The sequence below is a fragment of the Acrocarpospora pleiomorpha genome, from assembly GCF_009687885.1.
In the GTDB taxonomy this organism is placed as follows: Bacteria; Actinomycetota; Actinomycetes; order Streptosporangiales; family Streptosporangiaceae; genus Acrocarpospora; species Acrocarpospora pleiomorpha.
On sequence record NZ_BLAF01000131.1, the window covers coordinates 1 to 9,576 of the forward strand.

Consider the following 9,576-nt stretch of genomic DNA (forward strand, 5'->3'; position numbering starts at 1 on the left):
CCCCCCAACTAGAGGCCCCCATCTACCGCCTCCCTGGCGGCAACGTCGCTTAACAGGCGTGCGTGAGCAGCACCAGACTTATCGGAAGGATCGCGCTCCGGGTCAGCCCCCACCGGGCGAGAATCGTGTGGGTGAGCGCACGACCGACCCGGCCATTGCGCATACGGTCTCGAAGCTGCGCGTACGCCAATGCGGCCTGCACGAGAGGCAGCCGCCGCACTTATCCTTTCAGCAACCCCAGCGCCATGAAAGGATAACGCGTAACCTTTCATCAGCGCGTGGGCGGTGCAAGGATACGGCTCCGGAGTGGGGTACGGCCGGGTTCGGGGACGTCGCTTGATCGCCATCGGTAGCGGCAGGTGGCGGTGCGATCAACCCACCGCCGGGTGCCCGAGATCGAAGTCGACGAAGGTACGTAGGCGCTCTACCAATTGAGCTACGAAGCCCGAAGCTCCGACTGGATTCGAACCAGTAACGACCCCATTAGCAGTGGAAGTAGCCCTCGTCTGCGCACCGGGCACGTTCTGAAGCTTTGCCTCCCCGAGATCGAAAGTGCCGACGGCATAGTGGAGATCGAATCCACACACCGGAAAGTGAAATTTCCGGTTTCTACCAAAGAAGTATCCGTCCTGCGGCGCACCGGGGAGGCGCATATCACGGTGTTGCTCGCCCGAGATCAGGATGACTGCAGTTTGCCCGCCAACCGGGCGATGTCCCCACGGGTGGGAACACGGGGATTCGAACCTCGAAGTAGCTGCTGTCGTCGCACCGGGCGGTGCCGTGCAAAAGCTTCTTCCCCGAGATCGAAGTCGACGGCGGGCCTATACGATCGCTCTTCCGAACTGAGCTACCACCCGGTAAAACCGGTCAGGTGGGCAGGATTCGAACCTGCGACCTATCGTTCCCGAAGTATCCGCTGCCTGCGCACCGGGGAAGTTTCGATTCAGTTGTCAGGGCTTCAGAGATCAGAGACAGCGCCGGGTCGATTTTGGAAGAAGGAACCGGAACTTTCGCACCTGAAGCACTACCAACGCTATCGGGTTGCGTACCGTTTCACACCCGAATAAATCAGGAGACGGCGAATGCGGGTCATGCCACCGGTTTCTGGGAGGACGGTTCGGGCTCCGTGACTGTTTCTGAAGGCGCGGACAGCGCGCGCAGGACGAACGGCAGTTTGTCCTGCACCACGCGGCGGTAGACGTAGAGCACCACCGAGAGCGACAGCACGCCAACGCCGATGATGAGCTCGCGCGTGGAGCCGTACCCGGTGATGTCCGCCTTGAGGACACCGATGATCAGTATGGCGACGTTGATCAACGCGAGAACCGCGGCGACGACTGTCCAGCGGGGTGAGAGCTTGATCCCGCGATTGGGGGCGACGCCGTCCCGCCGGAGGAGCACATAGCCGGACAGGGCGAGCACGTGGCAGAAGATGATGCCGATGATGCCCGCGATGATGACGGCGAGCGTGCTCCCCACGAACAGAATCAGGATGACGTTGACCACCAGGTCCAGGGACATCGCCCGGCCGGGAACCCGGAACCTGTTGACCTTCCCGATCTGCCGGACGGTGAGCCCGTCAATGGCACTGCCGTGCAGCACCCGCCCGCCGTCGGCGGTGGTCATGACCATGAGCAACACCAGGCCGGCGATGATGCAGACGGTCATGAACCACCCCGCTCCACCGAGCAGATGTTCGAAGGCGGAGACGTAGAATGCCACCGGGTCCTTGGCCACCGAGGCCTTGTCGACGATGCCGCCGACGCCGAGGGGCACGAGCACGTACACGGCCACCGCGAAGACCCCCGCGAGCCGCAGCGCGATCTTGCTGTCCCTTATGGTGTCGCGGAACTCCGGCACGAACGTGGCCACCGCCTCGATCCCGTAGACGGCCCATGCCTGGATGAACGCCCAAGCGATAATGACCTGCCAGATCGGGAAGCCGCCGCCGGACCAGTCGGAGGTGATCTGGCTCACGTCCCAGCCTTTACCTAGCAGCGGGGCGGCCGAGAACAGCACGATGGGGATGAGAACCAGCACACCGGTCAGGTACATGATCCACATTGCGGGCCGGATGCCGAGCACGTTCAGCGCCCAGCCGGCCAGCAGGACTCCGACCGCGATGAGGTGCGGCAAGCCGACGTCGACCGTGCCGGTGGAAACCGTCCAGGTCTGGTCGGGGAACCACTGCGCCTGAACGAGCGAGCCGATCTGCAACCCGTAGATCGCTAGTGCGCTCGACCAAGCGAACCAGTACCCGTACGCCGCGATCGGGCCGACCAGGGTGAAGCGGCTTTTCCACCCCTGGTTCGCGTACATGGCGATGCCTCCGACCTTGTCGGGGAACATGCTCGCCATCTCCGAGTAGATGATGTTCTGGAGCAGCGCGAAGACGGCGACGGCGCCGGACAGGATGATGGCAGGCAGCGCGCCGATCGCGCCGATGGCGTATCCCATGCTGATGAACAGCGCCGCCGGGATGGAAAGGCTGATCGTGAAACCGTCCCACCAACGGAGCGTCTTCTCGTACTGGTGGTCTCCGGGTTGCTGGCTATCTGACATGGGGGTCTCCATGGTGCTTGGTGACCGTGGTGAACACGGCCCCGGGAGGTCTTGAACTGACCTTGGGGGGCGACCGGGACGCGGTCGTCCCGGCTAGATGTCGAGGGTCAGGACGGCGCTGCGGCTGCGCGAGACGCAGGCCAGAAAGGCGCCTCCCGCGTAGTCCTCGTCGTTGAGGAGAGAGTCGCGGTGATCGGGATCACCGTTGAGCACGGAGAGCTCACAGGTCCCGCAGATGCCCTGCTCGCAGGAGGACAGCACGGGGAGTCCGGCCTCGCGCAGGCAGTCGAGAACGCTCCGGTCCGCTGGAACGTGCAGGCGGACGTCCGAGCGGGCGCAGTACACCTCGAATCCCGGGTCGTCCGCCGCCGAACCGGAGCCGGCGCCGGTGAACCGCTCCGACACGAAGGCGGCGTCGGGTCTGGTGCTCGCCGTGGCCGTCTCGGCCGCCGCCAGCAACCCGACCGGCCCGCAGCAGTACACCGCCCCGGCGTCGTGCCGACGCAGTTCCGCCGCCAGATCGGGGCGCCCGTCCCGATCTTCAGGGACCAGCATGATCCGGCTCGGATGCCGGGTGTCCAGCTCGCCTAGTTCCTCGAGGAAGGCCATGCTCGTGAGACCACGGCCACAGTACACGAGCCGCCAGTCGGCTTGCCGCCTCGCCAGCTCACGAGCCATGGGGAGGATGGGGGTGATACCGATACCTCCGGCCACGAGGAGGTAGGAGGTGGCCTCCATCAGCCGGAAGTGGTTGCGGGGCCCCCGGATCTCGAGCACGTCCCGCGTACGGACGGAATCGTGTATCTCACGGGAGCCGCCACGGCCGTCGGACACGTCGAGGACGGCGATCCGGTAGCGGCGACGGTCTGACGGCTCGCCGCACAGCGAGTACTGGCGTATCCGGCCGGATGGGAGGGTCACGTCCACATGCGCTCCCGGCTCCCAAGCGGGTAGGTCGTCGCCATGCGGATCCTCCAGCAAGAGGGAGATCACCCGCTCGGCCTCCGGCCGCACTCCGCTCACCAGCAGGCGCATGGGGTCCGCGCCGGTCATGCCGGCGCCCCGTCCTCGCCGGACGGGCGGTCCCCTTTAGCGCGGTTCACCGTTGGCTGCCACGGACACCCGGTCGACCCGGGACATCAGCTCCCGGAACGACCGGCGGTAGTTGAGCGTGAACAGGTCGGCGGGAGCGGAGAACTCCTGGTATTCGCCGTCCCACGGGATCTCCCGGGGTTCCAGCCCTGCCGCGATGGGCAGGTCCTCCAGGTAGACGGCCTCCTCCAGGGCGAGACTCTTCTCCAGGCTGTCGCCACGGAAGCCGGGCTCGGCGGCGACACCCCAGAAGATCCGTACCTCGTCATAGGCAACCGGCGACGGGAAGCCCGCGACCACTCGCCTGCCCAGCGTCGGGGAATTGAACGTGATCGATGCGAGGCCCGGTGCCACGCAGTGGTAGCGCATCACGGCGTCTCCCTGACTCGCCCAGTCTCCGGCGACGGCCGGCAACGGGCGGTCCATCCACACGTCCAGCCCCTCGCGGCGGACCTGAAGCGGCTCGACCACCTCTGGAGTGGTACCCATGGACACCTGGTGGACGAAGGGGAAGTGAGCCACGTCGCGGAAGTTCTCGATTGCGACGGCGACGCCGGTGGTCTGATGCAGTGGCTCGGCGGCGAGCCACTCGAGGTCGAGCTCGCGCCATTCCTCCAGGTCGTACAGCTCGCAGATCGGCTCCCCTAGAACAGTCCAGACATGGCCGTACCGCTCCACCGCTGGATATGTCTTGATGTGGCACTTCGGTGGGATCTTCGACTGGTCCGCCAGCGATGGGACTGTCGTACACCGCCCGTCGGCGGAGAAGCGCCAACCGTGGTATGGGCAGGCGATGTCCTCGCCGTGCACGACGCCTGCCGACAGGTCGCCGCCCCGGTGCGGGCAGCGCCGCTGGTGTACGACCGGCCGACCGCTCGCCGTCCGGTACACGCTGAGCCGCTCGCCGAGCAGCGTCGCCTGATGGGGGGACGTCAGGTCGACCGAGCGTGCGACGGGGAACCAGGAGCGCCGCATGGCGTCCTCGGCCTTGGCCCGCAGCGGCAGGGTGTCTGAGCTCATCATGGTCATGGGGTTCTCCTCCGCAGAACTAGATCCCGACGACTAGCGCGCCGCCGTTGACGGGAATGGTCTGGCCTGTGACGAAGGAGGCCTCGTCCGAGGCGAGGAAGGCGACCACCGCGGAGATCTCCTGGGGCTCGCCGATCCGGCCGATGGGGATCAGCCGACACTCTTCCTCGTACCGGTCGTCGGGCACCATCCGGGTGCGGATCGCACCGGGCGCGATCGCGTTGACGAGGATTCCTTCCGGTGCGAACTCCGTCGCCATCGTCTTCATCAACCCGAGCTGGGCCGCCTTGGAGACCATGTAGCCGTAGCTGTGCCCCGCGGGGACCTGTCCCCACTGCGACGAGATGAAGATCACCCGTGCATGGGAGCTGCTACGCAGGTACGGCAGGGCCGCCCGGGTCAGCGCCAGCGGCGCGTGGACGTTGACATCCAGCAGCCGCCTGAAGTCCTGGTCGTCGGTGTCGGCGAGGCCGGTCAGCGAGAACAGCAGCCCGGCGTTGTGCACCAGCACGTCGATCCCGCCGAAGTCCGCGGCGACCCGGGTGACGAGGTCTGCTGCCGCGGCGCCCGAGGTGATGTCGACCGCGTACGGCCGTGCCGTGCCGCCTGCCTTGACGACTTCCTGCACCGCCTGGCCCAGCTCGGCCTCGTCCAGGTCGACCATCGCGATCGCGACTCCGCGGGCCGCCAGGGCGAGGCAGTGCGTCCGGCCCATGCCGCGGGCGGCACCGGTGACGACTGCTGTCCGTCCGCTCATGTCACTCACCGGAGCGTCCCGTGTGCGGCTCGGTAACGTAAAGCATGTTGCCGTCCGGGTCGTAGAACGGCCGGTAGCGGTACCAGACCCCCGAGGGATGGGTCCATTCGATCTGCTTGTCGGCCGCCCATTCCACCTTGCCGTCGAGGTCCCGTACAGCCTCGTCGAGGTCGTCGACATGGAAGGCGAACGAGTCCAGGCCTGGCGGGTTCTCAGGGTTGACCGGCGTGCGCCGGGGAGCGTACTCTCCGGTGGCGCTGTGGAAGATGTAGAGGGTCAGGTTTCCGGTGTCGAACGCCGCCCAGCCTTCTTCGGCCACGTAGGGCAGAAAGAACGGCAGACCCAGCGTTCCGTGGTAGAAGTCCACCAATCGTGGAACGTCGTGGGTGAGGATGTCGGCGTTGTCGATGCGCTTGAGATGCACCATTACGTCACTCCAAATCGGATGTTCGGGGACCTGGGGTAGTTGAAGGTCGGGAGCCGGCGTCGTCGGGCGGTCACGCCGTCGAGGCGGCGGCGCACGGTCCGCCCACCGTGGCATGCACCCGCCCGGCGGCCAGGTCCAGCCACGCGGTCGCGAGTGTGGCGTACTGCAGGTCAGCCGGCCTGGCGGGATCGGGATGGCAGCAGACCGCGCCGGTTCCACCGACGTGGCTGGAGAGCGCGGCGCCGATCTCCTTTTCGTCCAGGCTGTCGACCCGCGAGTTCAGAGCGCGCCGGAGCACTTCGTAACGGACGATCGTGTCCGGAGCCGACCGCGGTTCGGTGTCCCCGAACCGGGCGGGCTCCGACAGAAAGTGATTCGTATGGATGAGTAACCCGTCGGTGGAGGGCAGCACGTGGCCGATGCCGTCCGGGTAGAGTTCCGCGCTGACCGCCGTCTTGCCCGCTGCCACGCCACCCACCACGGTCATCGTGGTTGAGGCGGAGAGACTGGCCGTACCCAAGGTCAACAGGGCTTCGGCCACGTTGGTCGCGGTATCCAGCGCCTGCCGGGCCACCACGTGGACGGGCACACCGATCGGCCCCCCGTCCCGTTGGTGGTGGAGGATGTTGAAGAGCACCCCGACGCCGCGATCGTTGCAGCCGATTTTGCCGACGATGCCGTACTCCGTCAGGGTGCAGGTCACGCGGCCGTCCGGGTGTGGAATCGTCCAGACCAACCAGCAGTCGGCCAGTGCGCCGAACCAGTCCCAGTTCTGTGCTGCCAGCGGCTCGGTCTCCTGGTCGCGCCCGAGCGCCACCACCGTGGAACACTCGCCCCGGACCGGTGCGCTCTCCGCAGCCAGGATCTCGGTGCGGGCGTTGACAGCGGCGATCAACTCCGCGGGCACCCCGGATCCCTCAGCTATGCCACGGATCTCCGAACCGAGTGCGGGAGCCCAGCCGTCGATCCGGGCCAACGCCGTGGACCCATGGTCCTCGAGCCGCACGGGCCGGCCCGCCAGAGCCCGGAAAACCTGGGCATACCGTGCCACGGTTTCGGCGATTCGCTCGGCGTGCACCCGCCCGAACTCCTGGCCTCGATCGTACGGCTCGGCGACCGCAGAGGTGAAACTCCGCACGGTCATCTTCCGGCGTCCAGGATCGGGCGCGCATGCCGGGCGACGTCGGCGAGCGGCGCGAACCAGGTTCCGGGCTGCTCCATCAAGTGCTCCACTAGCCGTTCTAGGTGGATGAAGCGCTGCCCGCGCCCGATCACCTCGGGGTGCATGGTGTAGGTGACGTGCCCCCGCTCCCGACGGGCGAGGCTGTACTCGTCGGACCACGAGGAGAAGAGCTCCGCCGGGGCGCCCACGTTGCCGCCGGTATCGATGTTCCAGCCGAATCTCGGCCAGTCGTCCAGGGACCAGTGCACCGGTAGTTCGAGGAGCTGCTGCCCCTCGAACGTCTCGAAGTACGGGCGGTCGTCGCCCATGCAACTGGAGTCGTAGTCGAACCCGTACTCCACGAGAAGCCGGAAGGTCTCCGGTGTCAACTCCCACGATGAGGACCGATAGCCGGTCGGCACGGGAGCCCCGGCCTTGGCCAGAGCTTCCAGCCCGAGCTCGATCTCCGCTCGCTGTTCCTCTGCGGTGACCTTGTCGCTTCTCAGGTGCAGGTGGCCATGGTGGGCGATTTCGTGACCGGCCGCAAGGATGGACTCGATCGCGCCTGGGTGACGGTGCGCGGTGGTGCCTGGCACGAAGAACGTGGCGCGGATGTTATGCCGGGCGAGCATGGCCAGGATTCGCGGCGTCGCGCGTACGGCTCCGTATCGTCCTTCGGACAGGGTGGTGAGACGCCGCGCGTACTGCTCCCCTTCTCCCAGCCAGCCGGCTTCGGCGTCGAGGTCGAAGGTGAGAGACACGGCGACGGCGTGGCCTTCCGGCCACGAGAACTCCTGGAGATCCATCGGCAGTCCTCCCGGACCTGCGTTGAGGCGGCGTACGCGGCCAGCGCTGGACGCTGACCACGCAAACCATCGATGGGAAGTGGATCTATCTCGCATTGCGTGATTTTGGAACTCTAAGTCCACGCAAAGCGTGACGCAAGGCCCGTTCGGGAACGATTTTCGTCAAGGAAACACGTGGTCACACCGTCGTAACCGGCACCCCTGGCTTCTCGGGCGTCGGCGGAGGTCGGACGCCCTCGCTCGCGGCCACTAGCATTCGGTAAGTGACCGATGCCTTGGATTCCCTGGACTGGTCCGTCATCCGGGCGCTGGAGGAGGACGGTCGCCGTCCCTTCCGCGAGATCGGCCGCGCCCTGGGCGTGAGCGAGGCGACGATCCGCGCCCGGGTTCGCCGCATGCAGGAAAGCGGGCTGCTGCGCATCGTCGCCTTCACCGACCCAGCCCGCGTACAAAGCCCCTACCAGCTCGCGCTCGTCGTCATGCGCGTCGAGCCGTCACGGCACGAGGCCATCGTCGAGGCGCTGAGCCGGCATCCTGAGGTGTCGTACGTGTCCACCGTGATGGGGCGCGCCGACATCCTGGCTGAGGTCCTGGTCCGAGACCAGAAGCAGCTGTGGGAGATCGTCAGTCGTAAGATACGGGTCATCGAAGGTGTCGTCGACGCCGAGACGATGCTGATCGTCGAGGTGCATAAGCTGAGGTACGTGCTACCCAACGGCGAGGCGGCGGAGTCGTAGCGCCTTCCCGCGGTGCGCCTTCCGTTAAGGGCTCCTCAGGTCGCTGGCGGGGCCGTACTCCGGCCAAGTTCCTGCCAGTGAGTGGGTGGGAGAACCACGCTTATGCGCCAGGATGGGCGGATGACGGACACGCGATTGGTGGGCGCGATATGTCTTCCCTCGCAGGTGTGGGTTCGTGGGCGTGGGCTCAGGCGGCCCGCGCCGGAGGGGGTCTCCCCTGATCATGGGCTTTATCTGGGGTCGGAGCGGTTGCGGCGACGCCATGATCGTTCGCTTGGGTGGTCTCGGGAGTGGATTGAGTGGCCTGACTTCTGGGTGCCTCGGGATGGCGAGCGGGCTGTTCGTGAAATCCAGGCCTTGTACGAATTCGCGCGGGCGGGGCGGAACGTCGAGGTCGCCTGTGGCGGAGGGGTCGGGCGGACGGGGAGCGTGATCGCGTGTCTTGCGATTCTGGCTGGGGTGCCGGCTGGGGACGCGGTGGCGTGGGCCAGGGCGAACTATCATCCGCGGGCAGTGGAGATGCCCTGGCAGCGGCGGTGGGTGGAGCGGTTTCCTAAAAGGTGATCTTGACGGTGCCGTTTTCGAACAGGACCGCGGCGGGGGTGCGGTTGGTGGGGATGTCGAAGACGAGGGTGCCTACTGCGGTTCCGCCGGAAGGTAGCGAGGTGGGGGCGGCGTCGGAGAGGTCGGTGGCGCCGTATTCCAGGCCGTCGTCGTCGACAAGAGTGACCGGGCTGGCTTCGACAGCGGAATCGGGGCCTTCGTTCTGGAGGAACCATCCGATCAGGCAGAAGTGGCCGACGGTGGATTCGGTGTCCTTGTAGGTGGGGGCGCCGCACTTGGGGGGATTGGGGATCTGGATGCGGAATTCCTCGATCTGAACCCATTCACCAATGGGGGCGGTGGTCACGCCGTCGGAGGTGACAACCTGGTCGTTCGACCGGGACAGGACCGTGGTGATGATCGCGGCGGTCGCGATGAGGGCCAGGGCGACCGCGATGGCC

10 protein-coding genes are annotated in these 9,576 nt (G+C 66.6%); 2 read left to right on the forward strand and 8 right to left on the reverse strand.

Annotation, left to right across the window (positions count from 1 at the left end; translation table 11 throughout):
- Positions 1–1,089 precede the first annotated feature (1,089 nt).
- From Aple_RS51255 to Aple_RS51280, 7 genes are all read right to left on the reverse strand, one after another.
- Positions 1,090–2,562: an APC family permease gene (locus Aple_RS51255; protein ID WP_155352091.1), complete on the reverse strand. Its 1,473-nt coding sequence runs from the start codon at positions 2,560–2,562 to the stop codon at positions 1,090–1,092.
- A 93-nt stretch (positions 2,563–2,655) separates the two neighbouring features.
- Positions 2,656–3,615 carry a PDR/VanB family oxidoreductase gene (locus Aple_RS51260; protein WP_246265662.1) on the reverse strand — a complete coding sequence of 320 codons (960 nt, stop codon included), beginning with the start codon at positions 3,613–3,615 and terminating at the stop codon, positions 2,656–2,658.
- 36 nt (positions 3,616–3,651) lie between these two features.
- Complete coding sequence (locus Aple_RS51265) at positions 3,652–4,683, reverse strand: Rieske 2Fe-2S domain-containing protein (RefSeq protein WP_218038950.1); 1,032 nt, start codon at positions 4,681–4,683, stop codon at positions 3,652–3,654.
- A 19-nt stretch (positions 4,684–4,702) separates the two neighbouring features.
- Complete coding sequence (locus tag Aple_RS51270; RefSeq protein WP_155352092.1) at positions 4,703–5,440, reverse strand: SDR family NAD(P)-dependent oxidoreductase; 738 nt, start codon at positions 5,438–5,440, stop codon at positions 4,703–4,705.
- 1 nt (position 5,441) lies between these two features.
- The gene (locus Aple_RS54075; RefSeq protein WP_218038951.1) at positions 5,442–5,867 is read right to left on the reverse strand and encodes a VOC family protein; all 426 of its coding nucleotides are present in this window, start codon (positions 5,865–5,867) and stop codon (positions 5,442–5,444) included.
- Positions 5,868–5,937: 70 nt separating this feature from the next.
- Positions 5,938–7,011: a C45 family autoproteolytic acyltransferase/hydrolase gene (locus Aple_RS51275; RefSeq protein WP_218038952.1), complete on the reverse strand. Its 1,074-nt coding sequence runs from the start codon at positions 7,009–7,011 to the stop codon at positions 5,938–5,940.
- Entirely contained in the window at positions 7,008–7,835 is an 828-nt protein-coding gene (locus Aple_RS51280; protein WP_155352093.1) for a polysaccharide deacetylase family protein, read from the reverse strand. The genes Aple_RS51275 and Aple_RS51280 overlap by 4 nt, the downstream gene beginning before the upstream one ends.
- 263 nt (positions 7,836–8,098) lie before the next feature.
- Between Aple_RS51280 and Aple_RS51285 the strand changes: the two genes are divergently transcribed.
- Positions 8,099–8,572: an Lrp/AsnC family transcriptional regulator gene (locus tag Aple_RS51285; RefSeq protein ID WP_155352094.1), complete on the forward strand. Its 474-nt coding sequence runs from the start codon at positions 8,099–8,101 to the stop codon at positions 8,570–8,572.
- Positions 8,573–8,692: 120 nt separating this feature from the next.
- A complete protein-coding gene (locus tag Aple_RS51290) occupies positions 8,693–9,136 on the forward strand; it encodes a protein-tyrosine phosphatase family protein (RefSeq protein WP_155352095.1) in 444 nt (147 codons plus the stop codon).
- Here the strand turns inward: Aple_RS51290 and Aple_RS52680 are convergent.
- Positions 9,126–9,576 (reverse strand): DUF4352 domain-containing protein (locus Aple_RS52680; protein ID WP_170322077.1); only part of this gene is annotated, 451 nt, incomplete at its 5' end. The two genes, Aple_RS51290 and Aple_RS52680, sit on opposite strands and share 11 nt — an antisense overlap.

Excerpts from the sequence above, each read along its gene's own strand:
- Aple_RS51280 (WP_155352093.1), bottom strand. The coding sequence starts at position 7,835 with ATGGATCTCCAGGAGTTCTCGTGGCCGGAAGGCCACGCCGTCGCCGTG.
- Aple_RS51265 (WP_218038950.1), bottom strand. The coding sequence starts at position 4,683 with ATGACCATGATGAGCTCAGACACCCTGCCGCTGCGGGCCAAGGCCGAG.
- Aple_RS51270 (WP_155352092.1), bottom strand. The coding sequence starts at position 5,440 with ATGAGCGGACGGACAGCAGTCGTCACCGGTGCCGCCCGCGGCATGGGC.
- Aple_RS51255 (WP_155352091.1), bottom strand. The coding sequence starts at position 2,562 with ATGTCAGATAGCCAGCAACCCGGAGACCACCAGTACGAGAAGACGCTC.
- Aple_RS51260 (WP_246265662.1), bottom strand. The coding sequence starts at position 3,615 with ATGACCGGCGCGGACCCCATGCGCCTGCTGGTGAGCGGAGTGCGGCCG.
- Aple_RS51275 (WP_218038952.1), bottom strand. The coding sequence starts at position 7,011 with ATGACCGTGCGGAGTTTCACCTCTGCGGTCGCCGAGCCGTACGATCGA.
- Aple_RS54075 (WP_218038951.1), bottom strand. The coding sequence starts at position 5,867 with ATGGTGCATCTCAAGCGCATCGACAACGCCGACATCCTCACCCACGAC.
- Aple_RS51290 (WP_155352095.1), top strand. The coding sequence starts at position 8,693 with ATGACGGACACGCGATTGGTGGGCGCGATATGTCTTCCCTCGCAGGTG.